This is a genomic window from Cyanobium sp. T1B-Tous, assembly GCF_024345475.1.
Lineage (GTDB): Bacteria > Cyanobacteriota > Cyanobacteriia > PCC-6307 > Cyanobiaceae > Cyanobium_A.
In genome coordinates, this window is record NZ_JAGQBE010000007.1 from 44,443 (window position 1) to 63,270 (window position 18,828).

22 protein-coding genes and 1 pseudogene are annotated in these 18,828 nt (G+C 68.1%); 14 read left to right on the forward strand and 9 right to left on the reverse strand.

From position 1 onward, the window contains the following. Positions 1–55: 55 nt before the first annotated feature. On the reverse strand, positions 56–1,183 hold the full coding sequence (gene mtnA / locus KBY71_RS03045) for an S-methyl-5-thioribose-1-phosphate isomerase (protein ID WP_254927516.1): 1,128 nt from the start codon (positions 1,181–1,183) through the stop codon (positions 56–58). A 159-nt stretch (positions 1,184–1,342) separates the two neighbouring features. On the opposite strand from mtnA, the gene KBY71_RS03050 reads away from it, so the two are divergent. Then, entirely contained in the window at positions 1,343–2,794 is a 1,452-nt protein-coding gene (locus tag KBY71_RS03050; RefSeq protein WP_254927517.1) for an ammonium transporter, read from the forward strand. Between the two features lie 10 nt (positions 2,795–2,804). After that, complete coding sequence (locus KBY71_RS03055) at positions 2,805–3,143, forward strand: P-II family nitrogen regulator (RefSeq protein ID WP_254927518.1); 339 nt, start codon at positions 2,805–2,807, stop codon at positions 3,141–3,143. 82 nt (positions 3,144–3,225) lie between these two features. On the opposite strand, the gene KBY71_RS03060 is transcribed toward KBY71_RS03055, so the two are convergent. Continuing rightward, positions 3,226–3,804, reverse strand: coding sequence for a DUF1543 domain-containing protein (locus tag KBY71_RS03060; protein WP_396095060.1), 579 nt, complete (start codon positions 3,802–3,804; stop codon positions 3,226–3,228). Here KBY71_RS03060 and KBY71_RS03065 point away from each other — a divergent pair. Next, entirely contained in the window at positions 3,803–4,513 is a 711-nt protein-coding gene (locus KBY71_RS03065) for a trans-aconitate 2-methyltransferase (RefSeq protein ID WP_254927520.1), read from the forward strand. The two genes, KBY71_RS03060 and KBY71_RS03065, sit on opposite strands and share 2 nt — an antisense overlap. On the opposite strand, the gene KBY71_RS03070 is transcribed toward KBY71_RS03065, so the two are convergent. The 5 genes from KBY71_RS03070 to KBY71_RS03090 are packed head-to-tail and all read right to left on the reverse strand — an operon-like array spanning position 4,514 to position 9,591. Continuing rightward, positions 4,514–5,806 carry a SufS family cysteine desulfurase gene (locus KBY71_RS03070; protein ID WP_254927540.1) on the reverse strand — a complete coding sequence of 431 codons (1,293 nt, stop codon included), beginning with the start codon at positions 5,804–5,806 and terminating at the stop codon, positions 4,514–4,516. 2 nt (positions 5,807–5,808) lie between these two features. Beyond that, positions 5,809–6,921 (reverse strand): SufD family Fe-S cluster assembly protein, encoded by a 1,113-nt coding sequence (locus tag KBY71_RS03075; protein WP_254927521.1) that lies wholly within the window; start codon positions 6,919–6,921, stop codon positions 5,809–5,811. Continuing rightward, positions 6,921–7,736 (reverse strand): Fe-S cluster assembly ATPase SufC, encoded by an 816-nt coding sequence (gene sufC, locus KBY71_RS03080; RefSeq protein WP_254927522.1) that lies wholly within the window; start codon positions 7,734–7,736, stop codon positions 6,921–6,923. Before sufC ends, KBY71_RS03075 begins: the two co-directional genes overlap by 1 nt. A gap of 47 nt (positions 7,737–7,783) precedes the next feature. Then, entirely contained in the window at positions 7,784–9,223 is a 1,440-nt protein-coding gene (gene sufB / locus KBY71_RS03085; protein ID WP_254927523.1) for a Fe-S cluster assembly protein SufB, read from the reverse strand. Between the two features lie 14 nt (positions 9,224–9,237). Further along, positions 9,238–9,591: a ferredoxin-thioredoxin reductase catalytic domain-containing protein gene (locus tag KBY71_RS03090; protein ID WP_254927524.1), complete on the reverse strand. Its 354-nt coding sequence runs from the start codon at positions 9,589–9,591 to the stop codon at positions 9,238–9,240. A gap of 159 nt (positions 9,592–9,750) precedes the next feature. On the opposite strand from KBY71_RS03090, the gene sufR reads away from it, so the two are divergent. Together sufR and KBY71_RS03100 are read left to right on the forward strand one after the other, a co-directional pair. Continuing rightward, positions 9,751–10,437, forward strand: coding sequence for an iron-sulfur cluster biosynthesis transcriptional regulator SufR (gene sufR, locus KBY71_RS03095; protein WP_254927525.1), 687 nt, complete (start codon positions 9,751–9,753; stop codon positions 10,435–10,437). After that, the gene (locus KBY71_RS03100; protein WP_254927526.1) at positions 10,427–10,858 is read left to right on the forward strand and encodes a hypothetical protein; all 432 of its coding nucleotides are present in this window, start codon (positions 10,427–10,429) and stop codon (positions 10,856–10,858) included. Before sufR ends, KBY71_RS03100 begins: the two co-directional genes overlap by 11 nt. Here the strand turns inward: KBY71_RS03100 and KBY71_RS03105 are convergent. Then, positions 10,855–11,733: an EamA family transporter gene (locus tag KBY71_RS03105; RefSeq protein ID WP_315858501.1), complete on the reverse strand. Its 879-nt coding sequence runs from the start codon at positions 11,731–11,733 to the stop codon at positions 10,855–10,857. The genes KBY71_RS03100 and KBY71_RS03105 overlap by 4 nt on opposite strands. Positions 11,734–11,780: 47 nt before the next feature. Between KBY71_RS03105 and KBY71_RS03110 the strand changes: the two genes are divergently transcribed. The 9 genes from KBY71_RS03110 to KBY71_RS03150 all read left to right on the forward strand — a co-directional run bounded on the left by KBY71_RS03110 (position 11,781) and on the right by KBY71_RS03150 (position 18,640). Further along, positions 11,781–12,398, forward strand: a complete 618-nt coding sequence (locus KBY71_RS03110) for a phycobiliprotein lyase (protein ID WP_254927527.1) — start codon at positions 11,781–11,783, stop codon at positions 12,396–12,398. Positions 12,399–12,489: 91 nt separating this feature from the next. Further along, entirely contained in the window at positions 12,490–13,254 is a 765-nt protein-coding gene (locus KBY71_RS03115) for a phycobilisome rod-core linker polypeptide (protein ID WP_254927528.1), read from the forward strand. A 153-nt stretch (positions 13,255–13,407) separates the two neighbouring features. Beyond that, positions 13,408–14,478, forward strand: coding sequence for a DUF4912 domain-containing protein (locus KBY71_RS03120; RefSeq protein WP_254927529.1), 1,071 nt, complete (start codon positions 13,408–13,410; stop codon positions 14,476–14,478). Positions 14,479–14,486: 8 nt separating this feature from the next. Further along, positions 14,487–14,669, forward strand: a complete 183-nt coding sequence (locus KBY71_RS03125) for a hypothetical protein (RefSeq protein WP_254927530.1) — start codon at positions 14,487–14,489, stop codon at positions 14,667–14,669. Between the two features lie 126 nt (positions 14,670–14,795). After that, the gene (locus KBY71_RS03130; protein ID WP_254927531.1) at positions 14,796–16,115 is read left to right on the forward strand and encodes a phospholipase D-like domain-containing protein; all 1,320 of its coding nucleotides are present in this window, start codon (positions 14,796–14,798) and stop codon (positions 16,113–16,115) included. Between the two features lie 115 nt (positions 16,116–16,230). Beyond that, positions 16,231–16,608 (forward strand): hypothetical protein, encoded by a 378-nt coding sequence (locus KBY71_RS03135; RefSeq protein WP_254927532.1) that lies wholly within the window; start codon positions 16,231–16,233, stop codon positions 16,606–16,608. 61 nt (positions 16,609–16,669) lie between these two features. Beyond that, a complete protein-coding gene (locus KBY71_RS03140) occupies positions 16,670–16,936 on the forward strand; it encodes a hypothetical protein (protein WP_315858502.1) in 267 nt (88 codons plus the stop codon). Continuing rightward, positions 16,933–18,159 carry an FAD-dependent monooxygenase gene (locus KBY71_RS03145; RefSeq protein ID WP_254927533.1) on the forward strand — a complete coding sequence of 409 codons (1,227 nt, stop codon included), beginning with the start codon at positions 16,933–16,935 and terminating at the stop codon, positions 18,157–18,159. The genes KBY71_RS03140 and KBY71_RS03145 overlap by 4 nt, the downstream gene beginning before the upstream one ends. Positions 18,160–18,181: 22 nt before the next feature. Beyond that, positions 18,182–18,640: a hypothetical protein gene (locus KBY71_RS03150; RefSeq protein ID WP_254927534.1), complete on the forward strand. Its 459-nt coding sequence runs from the start codon at positions 18,182–18,184 to the stop codon at positions 18,638–18,640. A gap of 8 nt (positions 18,641–18,648) precedes the next feature. Here the strand turns inward: KBY71_RS03150 and KBY71_RS03155 are convergent. Next, positions 18,649–18,828, reverse strand: a pseudogene (locus KBY71_RS03155) (hypothetical protein); the annotation flags it as partial.

The following is an 18,828-nucleotide window of genomic DNA, read 5'->3' on the forward strand; positions in this document are numbered from 1 at the left end:
GAGGCCTCGCGGTGGGACTTCCAATCCATGGACGTCAGCGAACACCGCTGCTGCCTTACGCATCATGGTCATAGAGCTGCCGCAAGCCTGCCTCCGATGCCTGGGCCACCCCCCGCTCGGTGATCAGGGCCGTCACCAGCCGGGCCGGGGTGACATCGAACGCGGGGTTGAAGCCGGGGCTGCCGTCGGGGCTGAGCTGCACCGTGGCGAGCTGCCCCTCGACGGAGCCGCCGCCCCCGCCGCCCAGCAGCCGCCCCTGGATGGCCGTCACCTCCTCGGCGCTGCGGGCTTCGATCGGGATCTCGGCCACACCGTCATCGATCGTCCAATCGATCGTGGAGGCCGGCAGGGCCACATAAAAGGGCACCCCGTTGTCGTGGGCCGCCAGGGCCTTGAGATAGGTGCCGATCTTGTTGCACACATCGCCGCGGCGGGTGGTGCGGTCGGTGCCCACGATCACCGCATCCACCTGGCCGTGCTGCATCAGGTGGCCGCCGGCGTTGTCGACGATCACGGTGTGGGGCACACCCTCCTGACCCAGCTCAAAGGCCGTCAGTGAGGCGCCCTGGTTGCGGGGGCGGGTCTCATCCACCCACACGTGGATGGGAAGCCCGGCGCGGTGGGCCTTGTAAATGGGGGCGAGGGCCGTGCCCCAATCCACCGTGGCCAACCAGCCGGCATTGCAGTGGGTGAGCACATGGAGCGTGGCGCCGGGCCTGGCCGCCGCCAGCTGCTGGAAGATCGCCAGCCCGTGGTCGCCGATGGCCTCGCACATGGCGACGTCCTCATCGGCGATCGCCGCAGCCTCCGCCTTGGCCGCCTCGGCCCGCTCAGCCGGCGGCAGCGGCTGCACCTTGGCCTGCACCCGCTCCAGGGCCCAGCGCAGGTTGATCGCCGTCGGCCGGGTGGCATTGAGTTGCGCAAAGGCCGCCTCCAGGGAGGCGTCACCCGGATCGGCCTGCAGGGCCAGCATCAGCCCGTAGGCCCCGGTCACGCCGATCAGCGGGGCGCCGCGCACCACCATCGTGCGGATCGCCTCGGCGGCCTGGTCGCAACTGGCCAGGGTGCGCGTGGCAAAGCGATGGGGCAGCAAGGTCTGATCGATCACCCCGATCGCGTGGGAGCCCGAACGGCCATCCGACTCCAGCCAGATCGTGCGCCAGGACTTGCCGTCGATGTTCATGAAGGATCCCGCGCAACGGTGATCCGGTGATCATCCCTGGGGAAGGGTCAACCCCTGTGGGAGAGCAACAGATCCCCTCAAATGTGTGATCCGATACAAAACAGCGCCCCGGGGCAGCAGGAAGGTTCGTTTTGAACACTGGAGAGGCCCAACCCCTTCATGGCCCAAGTCCCTATCGCTCGCGGCGGTCCCACCCCGCTGGCTGTCTTTGATCGATTCCGCACCGAGGTGCTCGCCAAGGTTCAGGAGCCTGAACTGAAGCGGTACGCCGTGATGCTGCTCGCCTTCGGTGCTGGCCTGCTGCCGCTGATGGCCGGGTCTGCCAAGGCTGCCTTGGCCAAGGTGCCCACGGACGGTGCCGACACCCTGCTGATGCTGATGGGTTCAGCCCTGGTGCTCCTGATGACACCGGGCCTGGCGTTCTTCTACGGCGGCTTCACCCGCGCCAAGAACGTGCTCAACACGATGATGATGAGCTTCTTCCTGATGGGGCTCATCGGGGTGGTGTGGGTGGTGCTCGGCTACTCCCTCTCCTTCGACACCGGTTTCGGCAGTCCCTTCATTGGTGGCCTCGGCCAGATGTGGCTCAACGGTGTGGGCGGTGAGCTGGGTGACGGTCCGCTGGCAGATGGATTTGCCATCTCGGCGTCCTCGTTCGCCCTCTTCCAGGGCATGTTCGCGATCATCACCCCCGCCCTGATTTCCGGCGCCCTGGTGGAGCGGATCAACTTCAAGGCCTGGTTCTGGTTTGCCCTGCTCTGGAGCCTGTTCATCTACTGCCCCATGTGCAAGATGGTGTGGGGCGGGGGCTACATCGGTCCCTTCGGTGAAATCGGCGCCATCGACTTCGCCGGCGGCACCGTGGTGCACATCGCCGCCGGTGTGGCCGCGCTGGTGGCCACCGCCATCGTGGGCCCCCGCAGCAGCTGGCCCGAGAACAAGCGTCCTCCCCACAACGTGCCCTTCATCCTGTTGGGCGCCGGTCTGCTCTGGTTCGGCTGGTTTGGTTTCAACGGCGCCAGCTACTTCGCCGCCAAGGGAGCTGGCCTCTCCTTCCTCACCACCACCCTGTCGGCGTCCACAGCCCTGCTCACCTGGTGCCTGATTGACTGGTTCCGCGATGGCAAACCCACCGCCGTGGGCGCTGCCACCGGTGCGGTGGCCGGCCTGGTGGGCATCACCCCTGCCGCCGGCTTTGTCTACATGCCCCAGGCGCTGATCATCGGCGCAGCCACCGCCATCGCCTGCTACATCGCCGTTCAGGTGAAGGCGGCCATCAACTTTGATGACTCCCTCGATGCCTACGCCGTCCACGGTGTGGGTGGCACGGTGGGAGCCCTGCTCACCGGCGCCCTGGCCATCCCGGCCCTGGTGCCAGCCGACTACTTCCCCAAGTCGGCGGAGATCCTGGCCAGCGGCGGCAACACCGCCCTGTTCATCGCCCACGTCAAGGCCGTGCTGATCAGCTACGGCTTTGTGGGAATCGGCACCGCGATCATCCTCTGGATCGTCGGCGCCCTGGTGGGCCTGCGGGTCACCCCCGACCAGGAAGAACGCGGCCTCGACTTCGTCGCCCATGGCGAAGAGGCCTACGACCCCATGACCTATTGAGCCGCCAGCCATGAAACAGATCACTGCTGTCATCCGCCCAGCCAAGGTGGATGCTGTCAAAACCGCCCTCGTGGCCATCGACGTGGTGGGCATGACCATCAACGATGTGCGCGGCTTCGGCCGCCAGAAAGGCCAGGTGGAGCGCTACCGCGGCAACGCCTTCACGGTGGACTTCCTGCCGAAGGTGCGCATCACCGCCGTCGTGGCTGACGACAAGGTGGAAGCGGCCATCACCGCCATCTCCGAGGCGGCCCGAACCGGTGAGATCGGCGACGGCAAGATCTTCGTGAGTGCGGTCGAAACCGCCATTCGCATCCGCACCGGCGAACGCGGCGACGCCGCCCTCTGAGGGCCACGAGCCCCCCATCCGGGGGGCTTTTGCTTCGCGGAGCCAACAGGCGAGTGAACGGGGAGGAGTGAGCGGGGAGGACTCAAATGGGCCGATAGCCAAACCAATCCGGCACCTGGCTCGGGTTGAGGCCCTCGGGGTGGGGCTCCAGCTGCACGTGCCAGCGCTCACCGCCCAGCAACTCCAACTGCTCGATCGCCAGACAATCGTCCACCGCGCAGAGGTCGTCCTTGTGCTGGTGCAAGGCGCCCTGCAGCCACTGGCGCTTGGCCGCTGCCTTGGCCGCCTGGGGCGAGCGGGCCACCACCAGGCCGAAGTGGTGCAACTCGGCCAGGCAGTCGGGGCGGTAGGCGCCCAGGTTCACAAACCAGAGCCGCTCGGGCCGGGGCGCGGACGGCTCGCGCCCGAGGCGCACCGCCCAGCCATCCACCGCCCGCACCGCCAGGTAGGCATCCAGGTGCAAACCCTGACGCGTCCCGAACCACTGGCACCGCAGCTCCGGGATCACCGCCTCGATCGTGGCGCCGGCCACAAAGCGCACGTCATGGAGTTCGACGTGGCAGCCCGGTGCACGGCCACCCAGCACCACCAGAAACAGACTTGGGCTTAGGGCTTGGACCAACCTGGGCTGAGCAGAATGAACAGGTTGCCGAGCGCCCATGGACTTCTTTGAAAACCAATGGAGCACCTATAAAACAATCGTGCAACACGACTTCATGCACCATCGGGCCCTGGTTGGGGCGGTGGAGCAGGTTCTGAAGCACTACTGCGATGGGGCCCCGGCTGGGCACCGCCCCCACTTTGTCGACCTGGGCTGTGGCGATGCCGACCCCCTGGCGGCCGTTCTACGGGACCTCCCCCTCGGTTCGCTCCTGGGTCTGGATCAGGCCTCCTCCGTCCTGCCTCTGGCTGCCCAAGCCCTGGGGGAGGTGCCCTATCCCTGTGACTGGATTCAGGGTGAGCTGCTGGAGTGGGCCACAGCGGCAACGCCACACACCAATCCGGTTGACATCCTCTATTCCTCCTTCGCCATCCACCACCTGGATGGGGAGAGCCAAGAGGCCTTCCTGGCAGGGGTTCGCAAGAAGATCAATCCCAAAGGCATGTTTCTCTGGGCGGACATTTTTCGGGAACCCGGTGAATCGGTGGACGACTTTCGACTGCGCTACACCCAACGGATGAGCGACCACTGGGGGGGTGCCCTCCAGCCGCAGCAACTGGCCGAGGCCTGCTTCCATGTGAGTCATTACGACCTGCCCGCGGACCGAGCCACCATCGGCACCACAGCCCTCAAGCAGGGCTGGGCCCTGTCCTGGATCTGGGCTGGACCCGACCAGGCCGAAGCGCTGGCGGTGCTCACGCCGGCCTAGCTAGCTGTGCTCGCGCAGGAAGGTGATCGTGCCCTCCAGCTCCTCGGCGAAGCGGTCGATCTCGGCGGGGCTGGTGGTGAAACTGAGGCTGGCGCGGGCTGAGCCGGGGATGCCGTAGAGGCGATGCAGGGGCTGGGTGCAGTGATGGCCACTACGGATGCAGATGCCGGCCGAATCGAGCAGCGCCGCAATGTCGTTGGCATGCAGACCATCCACCGTGAAGGCGGCCAAGGCGCCCCGATCGGGCTGTTGCTCCGGAGTGGGGCCGAGGATTCGCACGCCCTCGATCGCCCGCAGGCGATCAAACAACTGGCGGGTGAGCACCTGCTCCCAGGCATGGATGCGCTCGAGGCCCAGGGCGTTGAGGTAGTCGAGGGCGGCACCCATGCCGATCGCCTCGCCGATGGCCGGCGTCCCCGCTTCGAATTTGTGGGGCAGCTCGGCCCAGCTGCTGTGATCCAAGTAGACGTCCTGGATCATCTCGCCGCCACCCAGGAAGGGGGGCATGGCCTCGAGCAGGGCCTCCCGGGCCCAGAGGAAGCCCATGCCGGTGGGCCCGCACAGCTTGTGGGAACTGCCCACGAGGAAGTCAGCGCCAAGGGTGGTCACATCCACCGGCAGGTGGGCCAGGCTCTGACAGGCATCCACCAGCAGCAGGGCCCCGGCGGCATGGGCCAGGGGAGCGATCTGGGCGATCGGGTTGAGGCAGCCGAGGGTGTTGCTCACCTGCACCAGGCTCACCAACTTGGTGCGCTCCGAGAGTTGGCGCCGCAGGTCATCGCCATCGAGCTCACCGGTGTCGGTGAGGCCCACATGGCGCAACACGCAGCCGGTACGGGCCGCCAGCAGCTGCCAGGGCACCAGGTTGGAGTGGTGCTCCATCACCGTGAGCAGCACCTCGTCGCCGGGGCGCAGGTTGGCCTCACCCCAGCTGCGGGCCACCAGATTGATCGCCTCGCTGGCGTTGCGGGTGAACACGATCTCCCGCGGACTGGCCGCCCCCACGAAGGCGGCAGTCTTGGCCCGGGCCCCTTCAAACCCCTCGGTGGCGCGGGCGCTGAGCTGGTGGGCGCCGCGATGCACGTTGGCGTTGTCGTGGTCGTAGTAGTGCTGCAGGGCCGCCAGCACCTGGCGGGGCTTCTGGCTGGTGGCGGCGTGATCCAGGTAGATCAGGGGCTGACCCAGGCAGGCCGTCTGGGCCAGCAGGGGGAAATCGGCCCGGGTGAGGGCGGCAAGATCGGGCGCCGCGGCCACGGCATCGGCTCCGGGGGTGGGCGGGGAGGCGGCGGTCATGGTCATGGGCGCTCCGGCAGCAGCAGCTGCAGGGGATGGCAGGCCGCAGCGCCCGCCGGCAACTCCCGCAGCACCTCCTCGCAGTAGCCGCGCAGCAGCAACTTGGAGGCCTGGTCAGCCCCGATGCCCCGGCTCTGCAGATAGAACAGTTCGTTCTGTTGCAGACGGCTCACGGTGGCCCCGTGGGCGCATTTCACATCGTCCGCCACGATTTCCAGCTCGGGCTTGGTGTCCACCCGGGCGCGCTCCGAGAGCAGCAAGCTGCGGCTGAGCTGGGCGGCGTTGGTCTGCTGCGCCTGCCGGGGCACCCGCACCGCCCCGTTGAACACACTGCGGCCGGCGCCATCGGCCACCACTTTGTGGAGCTGGTCGAGCTCGCCCTCGGGGCCCCCGAAGCTCACCTGGCTGTGGGTATCCGCCAGTTCCTGGCCATCCACCAGCTGCAGGGCCCGCAGACGGGTTTGGGCGGCCCCCTCGATCTGACACACCCGGGGTTCCAGCCGGCTGAGTCCCCAGCCCCCCACGGCCGTGGTGAGCTTCAGCTCACTGGCAGGGGCCTGGCTGATCGCCAGGTGGCTGAGCAGGCTGGCGCGGGCATCACCGGCGGCCAGCACGCCGAGGTTGAGGCGGGCGCCACGGGCCAGCTGGGCCAGGGTCACCAGGCTGGTGGCATTGGCTCCCCGGGAGGAGTGGTGCAGCAACAGCTCCAGGCTGGCCCCCTCCTCCAGCACCAGCAGCAGCTGCAGCGCCAGCAGCCCGGGGCCGTCGCCGGCATCGAGCTGGAGCTGGAGGGGGCCGGCGGCTCCGCTCACCCGCAGCGCCAGGCCATGGGGCGACGCACCCTGGTTGAGCCGCACCGTCCAGGCGGCCGCACTCCCGGTGGCCTGCAGGGTCTGATCACGAAGGGTTGGGACCTCGGCCCCAGCCAGACGGGTCACGCCGGCGGGAAGAACGACATGGGCCAAGGGGTCGGAGCCACCCCAGAACTGGGGGGCAACGGCCTGCAGGGCCGCCAGGTCGGTGAAGCGCCAATCCTCCTGACGGCGTCCGGGCAGGGGCTCCCCCGCCAGAGCGGCCAACCACTCAGCGGTTGCCGGCAACGCGACAGCTGGCATCAGGCCACCTCCACCGGTTCGCGCTCACCGGTGGCCTCGAGGTTGGCCAACTCCTGATCCACCCAGTCGTAGCCGGTGCGCTCCAGCTCCAGGGCCAGCTCCTTGCCACCGGTGCGCAGGATCCGGCCCGCGGCCATCACGTGCACGTAGTCGGGGGTGATCAGATCCAGCAGGCGCTGGTAGTGGGTGATCAGCAGGGTGGCGTTGTCGGGACCCGCCAACTGGCTGACCCCGTCGGCCACAATCCGCAGCGCATCGATATCGAGGCCGGAATCGGTCTCGTCGAGGATGGCCACCAGGGGCTCGAGCAGCGCCATCTGCAGAATCTCGTTGCGCTTCTTCTCGCCGCCGGAGAAGCCTTCATTGACGCTCCGCTCCAGAAAGGCGGGATCCATCTGCACCACCTTGAGCCGCTCCCGCACCAGATCCTCAAAGGCAAAGGTGTCGAGTTCGTCCTCACCCCGCTCAGCCCGGCGGGCATTGGTGGCCACCCGCAGAAACTCCAGGTTGCTCACCCCGGGAATCTCCACCGGGTACTGAAACCCCAGGAACAGGCCGATGCGGGCCCGTTGCTCCGGGTCGAGCTCCAGCAGGTCAGCCCCCCGGTAGGTCACCGATCCCGCCGTGACGGTGTACGCGGGATGGCCCGCCAGCACCTTGGAGAGGGTGCTTTTGCCACTGCCGTTGCGGCCCATCACCGCATGGATTTCACCGGCACGCAGGGTCAGGTTGACGCCTTTGAGAATCGGCTGGTCCTCCACACGGGCGTGGAGATCCCGGATCTCAAGCAGCAGGGGGGCGTCGGGACGGATCACGGAGGGCAGTCAGAGGAAACAACAGAACACAGATGGGAACCGGGACGTCAGCCCACGGATCCCTCGAGCTTGAGGGCCAGCAACTTGTCGGCCTCGGCGGCGAACTCCATCGGCAGCTGGTTGAAGACGTCGCGGCAGAAGCCACTGACCATCATCGACACCGCCTCTTCAAAGCCAATGCCCCGAGTCTGGAGATAGAAGAGCTGGTCGGCGGAGATGCGGCAGGTGCTGGCCTCATGCTCCACCGCCGCATCGGGCTGCTGGGAGCGAATGTAGGGATAGGTGTTGGCCGCAGCCTGGTCGCCGATCAACATCGAATCGCACTGGCTGTAGTTCTTGGCACCCACAGCCTTGGGACCGATCTGAACCAGGCCGCGGTAACTGTTGGAGGAATGGCCTGCGCTGATCCCCTTGCTCACGATCGTGGAGCGGGTGCGGGGGCCCACGTGGATCATCTTGGTGCCCGTGTCGGCCTGCTGGCGGTTGTTGGTGAGGGCCACGGAATAGAACTCACCCACGGAATCGGCCCCCTGCAGAACGCAGCTGGGATATTTCCAGGTGATCGCCGAACCGGTTTCCACCTGGGTCCAGCTGATGCGGCTGCGGTCGCCGCGGCACTGGCCGCGCTTGGTCACAAAGTTGTAGATCCCGCCGACACCATTTTCATCGCCGGCATACCAATTCTGCACCGTGGAGTATTTGATGGACGCGTCGTCCAACACCACCAGTTCCACCACGGCCGCATGCAGCTGGTTGGTGTCAAACATCGGCGCCGTACACCCTTCCAGGTAGCTCACGGACGCCCCCTCTTCGGCCACGATCAAGGTGCGCTCAAACTGACCCGTATCCGCCGAGTTAATGCGGAAGTAGGTGGAAAGCTCCATCGGGCACTCCACGCCCTTGGGAATGAAGACAAACGAGCCGTCACTGAAAACGGCCGAGTTGAGCGCAGCGAAGTAGTTGTCGTTGCTGGGGACAACCGTGCCCAAATACTGCTCAATCAGATCGGGGTGCTCCTTCACCGCTTCGCTGATGGAGCAGAAAATGACCCCATGCTCGGCCAGCTTTTCCCTGTAGGTGGTGGCAATCGAAACGCTGTCAAACACCGCATCGACGGCCACATTGGAGAGGCGCTTCTGCTCGCTGAGCGGGATTCCCAGCTTTTCAAAAGTTTCCAGCAGCTTGGGATCCACCTCGTCGAGGCTGGCTTTTTTCTCCTGCTGCTTGGGCGCCGCGTAATAGATGATGTTCTGGTAATCGATCCCCGGATACCCCAGGGCCGCCCAGTTGGGCTCGTCCATCTGCAGCCACTGGCGGTAGGCCCGCAGGCGGAAGGCCAACAAAAAGTCGGGCTCGTCCTTTTTCGAGGAGATCAATCGCACCACGTCCTCACTGAGGCCCTTGGCGATCTTTTCGGTTTCGATGTCGGTAACGAAGCCGTGCTTATACGGCTGCGAAACCAGATCGCCAACGGTTGCGGTGCTCATCGCGGTCAGCCGACTCAGCCGGCAGTAAGGGCTTTCACGTCATCCAGGGAAATCGTCTGCTGCTCCCCACGGAATGGGTTGTCTTCCGTGAGGAAGAGCATGCAGTGGCACTCCTTGCGCTCCCGCATCGGCACGCAGGGGCAGTTCCAGAACGCCTGGGACACCTCGGCCTCCTTGTCTTCGTAGTGACGGCAAGGGCACAGGGCGCCACCGAGCTCGTCCTTGTGCTTGGCCAGACCGGCCAGCACCACGGCCGTGACTCCGGGATCGCTGCAGAAATAGGTGCCGGTGCGCTGGGCGTAGGTCTCGGCGAACTTGCGGATCACCTCCAGGCTGTCGGAGGTCGGGCTGGCCGCGGCGTCGGACATGGCTCGAAGGGGGTGGTGATCGGAACGCGAAGAGACCCTGGTGCGGAAGGGCCTAGTTACGAAACACGAGCGTTTCGTTACCTTGACGAGCCTAGGGCACGGGCCCGGGCACTGGCGTCAGCCCATCCCCAACCACCGTGGGGACGTGGCATCGTGTGGATGTCGGCGACTGCCATGGGCGCCATCCCCCAGATGTCTCATCCGCCAGCCGAATCGGCGCCCACCAGGGAGGCAGCCCTCACCGTGCTGTTGCGCCAGGGCGAAGCCACTGCGGGCGAGCTGGCCGACCACCTCACGGTGTCGGTGCAGGTGATGCGCCGTCACTTGCGCAGTTTGGAAGATGACGGTCTGGTGGAAGCCAGCCCAGCCCAGGAAGGCCCGGGGCGGCCCAGCAACCGCTGGCGCCTCACCATCAAGGGACAAGGACACTTTCCCGATGGCAGCGACCATTTCGCCCTCGGCCTGCTGCAGTCGATGGCCGGCAACCTGCCGGCAGAAACCCTGCAGAAGCTGCTGGAACAGCAGGCCCTGCAGCAGGCCACCGTCTACCGCGGGCGGATCGGCGATGGACCGCTCGCCCAACGGCTGGATCGGCTCGTGGAGCTGCGCCGTCAGGAGGGCTACGTGGCGGAGTGCAGCCCGGATCCCGACCACGACCAGGCCTGGGTGATCAGTGAATTTCACTGCTCCGTGATGCGCATTGCCGAACAGTTCCCCTGCGTCTGCGACCAGGAGTTGCAGCTGATCCGCCACACCTTTCCCGACTGCCAGGTGGACCGGGTGCATTGGCGGCTGGAGAAGGGCCACTCCTGCGGTTTCCGCCTGATCCCCAGCTGTGACGGCTGAGGTTCCAGCCAGCACGGGCGAGGGCCCGCTGAGCCCGGCCGAACTGGCCGAGCTGGAATCGACCCTGCTGCCAGGCCTCGAGCGCCACCACCTGCGCTTGCTGGCCCACGGCTTGCGCACCCTCCAGGCCATCGCCACCGCCGACACCACCGACGACGACGGCCCACGGCCCCAGAGCGGGGCCCTGCCCACCCTCGATGCCATCCGCGCCTGGACGGCGCACCAGCCTTCGATCGCCACCGACACGGCCTTCATCGAGGCCCTCAGCGGCCAACTGCAGGCCACCGGCTTTCAACTGGCCCAGCTGGCCGCGGAGCTGGATCGCCCTCCCCTCAGCCTGGAATTGGGCGACCTCACCGCCTGGGCCACCCGGGAGGCGAACCAACGCCTCAGCCAGCCCCCGCCTGGGGCCAGCCCCTAGGACAGCGCCACCAGCACCACCCCCGCCAGGGCCAGCAGGGCCGCCCCAACGCCCAGCGCTCCAGGCCGGTCTCCCTCCAGGGGGGCCAGCGGCACCGCCATCACGGGCGCGGTGGCCAGCAGGGCCACCGCCAGCCCGCCAGGCAAGGAGGCCAGGGCAAGCTGCTGCAAGCCGATGCCCGCCGTGGTGCCCAGCAGGGTGGCCACCAGCACCAGGGGCCAGCGCCTGGTGTTCGGCCGGGGCCGCGGCCGGCGCAGGTGGCCCCAGAGGCGCCCCGTCAGCGGCAACAACACCAGGGTGGCCGCCGCCAGCCGCAGGGTGGAGGCCAGCCACGGATCCAGGGCCGAAGCCCGTAGGGCGGCGCGGGCCAGGAGGGCGCCGGCACCCCCACACCCCAGGGCCGCCAGGGCCAGCACCACCCCCAGCCGCAGCTCCGCCACTCCCCCTGGCGAGCGATCGGGACGCTGCAGGGCCACCAGCAGCACCGCCAGGCTGATCAGGCCGATGCCCAGCCACTGCTGCGGCCCGGGCACCTCCGCCAGCAGCAGGCTGCCCGCCGCCGCCGTCACGGCCGGCCCCCCGGCGTCAAAGGTGAGGGTGCGGCGGGTGCCCAACCGGCGCAGGGCAGCGAAATAGAAGCTGTCGCCCAGGGCGATGCCCAGCACCCCACTGAGCAGCAGCAACAGGGTGGGCCCCGCCGGCAGGGAAGCGGCAGCCCCAACCAGCAGGGGCAGCTGCAGGGTCAGGGCAATCAGATTTTTGAGCAGGTTGAGCTCGGCCGGGCCCAGCGAGGTGGGCAGGCGGCGCCAGAGGCTGCTGCTCACCGTCCAGCAGAGGGCGGCGAGCAGGGCCGCCGCCACGCCGATCGCCACCACCACTCCGCACCACGCCTTGCGATCATCACGGCAACAACCGCGCCCCCGTGAGCGACACCCGTTCCGCGTCGATCCCCGATGCCCTCAGCTTCTTTCAACTGAGCTGCGGCCGCTGGCGCTCCCAGCGCAGCAGCCACCACCTGCTGCACCGGCGCGCTGAAGCGGGGGGCTCCTTCATCGAGGTGGTGGAACTGGACGCCCACGACCCCCGTCTGATCGCCATCGCCGAACTGCACGGCGAAGACCCCGGCCGTCTTGTGGGCGGCTGCCGGGTCACCTGGAACGCCTCGATGGCCTGGGACAAGGCCGGGGAAGCCCACGAGGGGGAGAGCGTGTTCGGCCTGATCCCCACCGATGAACGGGGTCGGGCAGGCCTGTTGCTGCGCGATCGGGGCTATGCCGAAACGGCTCCCGTGGCCGGGCACTTCGCCATGGATGGGCGGGATGGCCTGCTGCTCACCACCAGCTACGAAACGATGAACAGCCTGGAGCGATTCAGCTTCGCCGGGCCGGATGTGCGGCTGCGCACCAGCACCGTGGAGGGCCTCTCCAACACGGCCTCGTTCTGCGTGGAAACCCGGGTGCTGGACGTGCCTGGCCCGGCCGCAGCCAGGGCAGCCGAAGAGCCCGCGGCGGGGGGCACGCTGTCGCCGCTGGGTTGGTGACGAACGTTACGGACTGTGAGCCCTGCCTGAGGCGGCCGAACCCAGGCCCAGCCGCACTTCTACCATCTGCAACGACGGATGCTGATGTCGTGTGGCCCTGCCCCTCCTGAAGTACGCGCCCACTACCAACAACTCGCGGGTCAACCCGCTGAGGGTGGGCTCGGATGAGGACCCGAAAGCCATGTCCATGGACAAGGCCATGGACCGCGAAAACCAGAAGTTCGTGATTGAAGCGGCCTACCGCCAGATCTTCTTCCACGCCTTCAAGGTCGACCGCGACCGCAGTCTGGAGTCGCAGCTACGCAATGGTCAGATCACGGTGCGGGATTTCATCCGCTCGCTGTGCCTGTCGGATACCTTTAATCGCAGCTTTTACAACCTCAACAGCAACTACCGGGTAGTCCGCCACCTGGTGGAGAAGCTGCTGGGTCGCACCACCCACGGCAAATCCGAAGAGATCGCCTGGTCGGCCGTGCTGATGACCCGCGGCGTCCGCGGCATGGTGGACGACATCCTCGACAGCCAGGAATACCTGGAAGCCTTCGGCTACGACACGGTTCCCTATCACCGCAACCGGGTGGTGGGCTCCCGGGACCTGGGCGAGACCCCGTTCAACATCACCAGCCCCCGCTACGAGGCCTACTACCGCGGCATCCTGGGCTTCCCCCAGGTGGTGTACACCGGTGGTGCCGCCAAGAGCATTCCGGCCCGGTCCCGCCAGCGCCGTGGTGGCTTCCCCGAGGACTATCTGCCCTGGGTGCGCAACCTGCCGGCCATGCGCAGCCAAGGTGGCGCCTCCGGCAACACCAGCATGGATTACCTCTCCAAGGTGCCCTACCGCAGCATCGGCCGCTGAGGCCTTGCGGCAGCAGCAGTTCAGGCGGCCCCAGGGCCGCCTTTTTCATGGCCGCCAGGGCGCCCCAGCGGTCAGTGGATGCTGACGGCTGGCGGCAAAGCCGACCGGGGATGGGAAAGTCATTCACACTGATCCCAAAAGAAATCTGTCGCTGTGACCCAGGCCCTCACCTCCTTGGCCCGCATGACCCTGCGGCAGCTCCGCCAGGTCGCCAGTGACCTGGGGGTGAGCCTGTACAGCCGCAAATCCAAGGACGAATTGCTGGAGGCCATCAACCAGCGGCAGGACGACACGCCCCGGAGCCTCAAGGCGATTGAGGCCGAGCTCCCCCCTGCTCCCCGGCCCAGTTTGGCCCACACCAATGTGGTGTTCCTGCCCCGCGACCCCCAGTGGGCCTACGTGTTCTGGGAAATCTCCGAAGCCGACCGGGCCCAGGCCCTGGCCTCCGGTGCCTCCCAGCTGTGCCTGCGGGTGGCCGATGTGACCGGTCTGGCCGGAGGCTCCGCCCACCCCCACACCCTGCAGGAAGTGGTGGTGGATAGCTATGCCACCGAGTGGTACCTGCCGGTGCCCCTGAGCGACCGCGACTACCGGGTGGAATTGGGCTACCGCAAGGGATCCGGCGGCGGCTGGATTTCCCTGGCCTTCTCGTCGGTGGCCCGGGTGCCCGCCCTGCACCCCAGCGAACAGATCCTCGATCAGTTCGTGCCCTTCTCGCTGGACACCGCTCCCTCCACCCTGCCCACGCCGATGGAAGCGGCCGATTCCGGCCTGCACGAGCGCCTCTACCAAACTGCAACGGCCCGCTGGCGCCGTTTGGGTCGTGGTTCCGAGGCCTTCCACGAGTTGGAAGAGGCTGGGATCGACACCAGCGAACTGAACGCCTCCGGCGCCGGCCTCTGGGCCAGTGGCCGCAACGAGTCGGGCCGGGGTGGCGTGGCCGCCCGGCAGCGCTCCTTCTGGCTGGTGGCTGACGCCGAGCTGATCGTTTACGGCGCCACCGATCCGGCGGCGCGCCTCACCATCGGCGGCGAAGAGGTGCCCCTCTCCGCCGACGGCACCTTCCGGGTGCAGGTGCCCTTCCGCGACGGCCAGCAGCTCTATCCGATCGAAGCCGTGGCGGCCGATGGCGAGCAGAAGCGCAACATCACCCTGGAGTTCAGCCGCTCCACCCCGGAAGACAACAGCAACCCCGCCGACAAGGCGGTGAACGAGTGGTTCTGAACCGCACCATGGATCTGAAACGCACCGCCGTAGCCCTCACCCCCATGGCTGGGGCCCTGGCCTTTCCCCTGATCGTGCCGGTGGTGCTGATGCGCCTTGGTCTGCCAGCGGCCATGCTCAGCGCCGTGCTCATCGGCACCGCCTGGTTTGTCGTGATGCTGCGCAGCGCCGAAATGCCCGGCCACCACTGATTCAGCCAGGCCCCGGCCGAGCACCTGTGGGAACCCTGAAGGGCGCCGCTTCAGGGTCCTATCGGCAACCTTCACCCCCGCCGGGCCGCCCCTGGGCCGTTCGGCTGGTGCGCCCTGCTGGCTGCGGTGATCAGTGGCTGCAGTGCTGAGGCCCAGCTGCTGGGCCAGCCCGCCCGGCCCAAGCCGCTGCCCGAGGGCATCGAGCTGGCCTTCAATCACCGCGAAACCAGCCGCTACCGCAGCCCCATCAGCGGCCAGTGGCGCCAGGGCGACGACCTGGAGGCCTTCGTGTTGGCGAGCATCCGCGCGGCCCGGCGGGAAATCCTGGTGGCGGTGCAGGAGCTGTCGCTGCCGCAGGTGGCCGAAGCCCTGGCGGCGCGGCACCGCGAGGGGCTGACGGTGAAGGTGGTGCTGGAAAACACCTACAGCACCCCCTGGAGCCAGGAGCACCCGGCCGATCTGGTGCCCCATCAGCGCACCCGCCATGAACAGCTCAAGGCCCTGGGCTGGGGGGATGCGGTGGCGATCCTGCAACGGGCCGGCGTGCCCGTGATCGACGACACCGCCGACGGCAGCGCGGGCAGTGGCCTGATGCACCACAAATTCATGGTGGTCGACCGGGCGGTAGTGGTAACCGGCTCGGCCAATTTCACGCCCTCCTGCATCCACGGCGATCCCGGCGCCGAGCGCAGCCGCGGCAACGTGAACCACCTACTGCGGCTACGCAGCCACGAGCTAGCCGGCGCCTTTGCCGCCGAATTCGAGCGCATGTGGGGCGATGGGCCCGGTGGGCTGACTGACAGCCGCTTCGGGCTGGGCAAGGGCGGCGGCGGCCCCCAGCAGCTGATGGTGGGGGCAACACCCGTGACGCTGGTGTTCGCGCCCCATCGCCGCAGCGATCCCCACCAGGGGCTGCGGCTGCTGGAGGAGCTGCTGTCGAGCAGCCGCAAACACCTGGACATGGCCCTGTTCGTGCTGTCGGAGCAGCGGCTGGCCGATGCCATGGCCCACCTGCAGGAGCAAGGGGTGACCATCCGGCTGCTGGCCGATCCCGGCTTCGCCAACCGGGCCTTCAGCGAGGTGCTCGACCTGCTCGGCACCCAGCTGCCCGATCACCGCTGCGGCCTGGAGGCGGCGAACCGCCCCTGGCAGCGCCCCCTCGATGGGGTGGGCACACCGCGGCTGGCCAGTGGCGACAAGCTCCACCACAAAGTGGCTGTGATCGACCACCGCACCGTGATCACCGGCTCCTTCAACTGGAGCCCCTCGGCCGCCCATCAGAACGACGAAACCCTGCTCGTGTTCGACTCCCCCCTGCTCGCCGCGCACTTCACCGCCGAAATCGACCGGCTCTGGAAGGGGGCCGAGCTGGGCATCACCGAGCGGCTGGCCCGCAAGCAGGAGCGGCAGCGGAACCGGTGCGGCAGTGGGGTGCAACGCAGGTGAGAGGCGAAGGGGATGGGCACACCAACCACCACCAGTAGGCCATGTGAAAACCCTGAACACCACATCTGGTGATCTGCCCCTACGATCCGGCGGTGCGGACGGGTCAGCGACACCGATGAAAACCCTGGTGAAGACCAGCAGCCTGATGAAGTCGCTGGCTGGCTCCCTGATCCTCCCGGCGGAGGACACCACCCCCGCCGCGCCGGTGGTGTACACCACAGCCATCCGCTGCGAGGGCAGCCTCAGCGAATCCCTCGCCGGCATCAGCCTCCTGGCCAACCAGCTCGGCTTCACCCACGCCCCGGAAACCCTCTACGCCGCCGACGGCCAGAGCGCCGCTTTCCACGCCGACCATGGCGCCCGCGCCGTGAGCCTGGCGGTGGAGTGCAACCCCCGCCAGCAGACCGTTTCCCTGGCGGTGAGCGGGCTCGACCACCAGGACGCCTTCGACACCTTCCACCAGGTGTCGAGCACCTTGTTCGGCGACTGCTGATCGGCAGCAGTCATCCAGGCGGGCCACCCCTACGCTGGGGCCTCCCCTCAGTGCTGTGGCCATGGTCAGTGGAACGGAGCGTGCCTCGGATGCCCCACCGGCCTCCCGCAACACGTCGGCCACCCTGGATGCCATCCAGCTGATGCTGCGGGATCTGCACACCCGGCACGACGAAATCCGCCACCGCGCCGCCTTCCGCGGCTGCACCAAGGAGCTGCTGGCCGTGCAACAGGAGCTGGTGGAGTATCTCCTGGCCAAGAAAAGCCAGCTGATGGGGCATGTGGATCCGGTGAGCGGCGGCACGCGCAACTACAACTCCTTCGTTTGAGTGAGCCGCTGAACCCGGCCCCCAGGGTCGTGGTGGTGGGCGCCGGGCCGGCCGGTGCCTGCCTCGCCCTGCTGCTGGCCCGCGCCGGTGTGGCCGTCACCCTGGTGGAGGCCAGCACCAGCCTGCAACGCCAATTTCGCGGCGAAGCCCTGATGCCCTCGGGCCTGGAGGCCCTGGCCGCCATGGGGCTCAGCCACCTGCTGGCCGCCCTGCCCCAGCGGGCGCTCCAGGGCTGGCGCTTCGTGGTCAACGGCCGCCATCTGTTCACCGCCCGCGAACCCCTCGGCGGGGATCCCCAGCGGCCCTGCACCCTGGTGAGTCAGCCGGCCCTGCTGGAGGCCCTGCTGAAGCAGGCGTCCACCTCTCCCTGCTTCGCCCTGGAGCGGGGCCAGCCCGTGGTCGACCTGCTCTGGCGGGATGGTCGCGTGGCGGGTGTGCAGCTGCGCGGCGGGCACCAGCTCGAGGCCGACCTGGTGATCGGCGGCGATGGCCGCTCCTCCCTGCTGCGCCAGAAGGCCGCCCTGGAGTTGGAGGGAGCCCCCAGTGCCATCGATCTGCTCTGGTTCCAGCTGGCCTGCCCCGAACCCACGCCCCTGGACGGCTGCTTCACCACCCTGGTGGGCGCCGCAGGGGTGTTCAGCGCCTTCGAAAGCGCCGCCGGAGGCCTGCAAATCGGCTGGGTGCTGGCGAAGGGTGCCCCCGTGCCGGCCCTCGCCAGCGACGGCTGGCTCGAGCGAATGGCCAGCCTGTGCCCACCCGAGCTGGCGGCCTGGCTGCGGCAGGGGCATGCCGGCCTCAGTGGCCCCACCCGCCTGGCGGTGCAGGTGGGGCTGGCGGCGCCGTGGTGGCGGCCGGGCCTGCTGCTGCTCGGGGATGCGGCCCACCCGATGAGTCCGGTGCGGGCCCAGGGGATCAACATGGCCCTGCGCGATGCCTGGGTGGCCAGCGTGCACCTGGTGCCCCTGCTCCGCAGCGGGGCCACCGGAGCCGCCCTCGATCGGGGGCTGGCCGCCATCGCGGCGGAGCGGCAACCGGAAATCGCCGCGCTGCAGCACCTCCAGGCCGCCGAGGCCAGCCGGGGCGAGCTGCTGCGCGATCAGGCCTGGCTCCGCTGTGGCCTGGCCCTGGCCGCCCCGATCGTGGGGCCTGCGGTCGCCGCCCACTGGATCCACCAGCAGCAGCCGCTGCGCCAGGGGCTGGCGACGCTGCCGGCCCCGCCATGATGGGGGCCGCCCCGCTCACACCATGGCTCCCCACCAGCTCCATCCCGCCACCGGTTTTGGCCTGGCCCCAGCCTTTGGCCGTGTGCTCAGCCTGGGACTGATGGTCGGCCTGGCCGCCCCCCTGCAGGCCGCCCCCCAGGATCCGCCCTACCCCTCGATGGAGCAGCTGCGCGACATCCAGCTCAACACCTTCATCTGCGGCCGGGAGAACACGGCCGAAAGTTGCGACAAGGCACGCACCATGGCCGATCCGCTGATGGACCATCCCCGCCTGGGGGCCAGCTGCAAGGACGCCATCTGGGCGATCCGGGAACGGGCCAAACCGGCGCCCACCAACACCTATGAGCGCCGCGAAGCCCTCAACCGGGCCGGTCAGGACGTGATGCCCTTCTGCAAACAGCAGACCCGCACGGTGGCCCCCAGCAAGGACAAGGACAAACCCCAACAGAAAAAGGGCTTCGGCCTGATTCAGGGCTCGTGAGCTGAGCCCTAGGGAGTCGGCTTCGCCTGGATGAGATCGAGCACCCGGTGGGCGGTGGCATCCATGAACGCCATCGACCACCCCGTCTGCACCACCGCCTGATCGGCCAGGGCGCAGAGCCCACTGCGCTGGCCCGCGGCCTCGCAGCTGGACGACAGCCCCAGCAAGGCATTGGTGAGCTTGCCGCG